The sequence below is a fragment of the Burkholderia sp. LMG 13014 genome (genome assembly GCF_905232215.1).
Classification (GTDB): domain Bacteria; phylum Pseudomonadota; class Gammaproteobacteria; order Burkholderiales; family Burkholderiaceae; genus Burkholderia.
Window position 1 is genome coordinate 1 of the sequence record NZ_CAJNKE010000934.1, and the last position, 1586, is coordinate 1586.

1 protein-coding gene is annotated in these 1586 nt (G+C 56.4%); it reads right to left on the minus strand.

Features of this window, described 5'->3' with window-relative positions:
• Positions 1–38: 38 nt before the first annotated feature.
• A complete protein-coding gene (locus JYJ84_RS36285; RefSeq protein WP_175984788.1) occupies positions 39–1577 on the minus strand; it encodes an IS3-like element ISBmu11 family transposase in 1539 nt (512 codons plus the stop codon).
• Between the last annotated feature and the right edge of the window lie 9 nt (positions 1578–1586).

Here is a 1586-nt window from a genome sequence, read left to right on the forward strand (position 1 = left end):
TTGACCCACCGGGGATGCGGCTATTTTCTTGGACTGATTTACGTTGCTAACCCGAGGCTTTCACGGTACTCGATGGGGCTGAGATAGCCAAGGGAGCCCTTGATCCGTTTCTCGTTGTACCAGCGAACGTAGGCGTTCAGTACCTCAACGAACTCCGCGATGGTCGTCGAACGCCAGTCTCCTGGATAGAACATCTCAGTCTTTAGCCTGCCGAAGAATCCCTCACAGGCCGCGTTGTCCGGTGAACAGGCTTTACGCGACATGGAGCGGATCAGCTTAGCCTTTGCAACCCGCGATAGCCAGCCAGGCCAACGGTAGTGGCCACCCCGATCGGAATGCACGATCGGCGTCTCGTCGTCCTCGGTCACGGTCTCGATAGCCGCATCTAACATGGAATTCACGAGCTCTGCGTCGGGGCTTGTGCCAATCGACCAGCTGACTACCATCCCATCGAAGCAGTCGATCATGGGCGATAGATATACCTTCCCCGCAGGAATCTGGAACTCGGAAATATCCGTCACCCACTTTTCGTTGGGGGCGTTCGCGTGGAAATCGCGATTGATGATGTTATCTGGGGCAGGGCTGATTTCCCCGATATAAGAGCGATATCGGCGCCGCTTGGGCCTTGCTGCGTGGAGGCCGCCTTGTTTCATGAGGCGACGCACGACTTTCTCCGATAGAAACACTCGTTGCCTGCTAAGCGCTGCTTGCACCCGACGATAGCCGTAGGATCGGTGATTGTCCTCGAAGATCTCTGCAACGGTACGACGGACATCTGCATATTTGTCGGCAACCCGTATGGGCGACCGATGATAAAAATAGGAGCTGCGCGCCAGGTCCAACCGCTCAAGCAGCTCAGTCAAACCGTATTCTTCTCTCAGGGCGTCAACCAGCGTCGTCTTCTCCCGATTGCTCAGGAGTGGCAGGTCGACGCCCAGGTCTTTTTTTACGAGTTCATTCGCCTTCTTCAACAGGTCGTGTTCAAGCTTCAGATTGCGAATGTCGCGCCGGAGCTCTTCGACCTGCCGCTCCAGTTCGTCCCGATCCGTCTCTGATGGTGATCCCTTGTCGCGCTTCATGGATGCAGGGGCCCGTCGGCCGAGTAACTGGTTCTTCCAGTTGTACAGCGACACCCTGTCGACGTCCAGCTTTTGCGCCACCGCCTGTGCACTTCCTTCCCGTGTGCACAGTTCGTACACCGCGAGCTGCTTGGTCGCCAATGACACGGCCGGTCGGCCTGCCTTGCCAACCACGCGTTTCCTGGTTTCCGGATAGCGCTCGCGAACCCACGCCGTCAGTATCTGGCGACAGGGATAGCCTAATGCCCTGAGGGTGAAGCTGAAGCTGCGCCCGTGATTGATGTAATGCTCAAGTGCCAGGTTCTTCTGTTCTTCTGAGTACTTCGGCTTTACGCGAACATACTCTTTCTGCAGATCACCACTCTTCTCGAATTCCTCGCACCACGCCTTGAGAGAATTCTTCGTCGGGTAACCCAACTGGCGGATTGTCGCCTTGACGCGCTTTCCGAGTTTCAGGTACAGCTCGACCGCCCGAACGCGGTCTTCGTATGAATACATGGACTACCT

Bases quoted from the DNA above. Each gene is read 5' to 3' on its own strand.
- JYJ84_RS36285 (WP_175984788.1), bottom strand. From the start codon at position 1,577: ATGTATTCATACGAAGACCGCGTTCGGGCGGTCGAGCTGTACCTGAAA.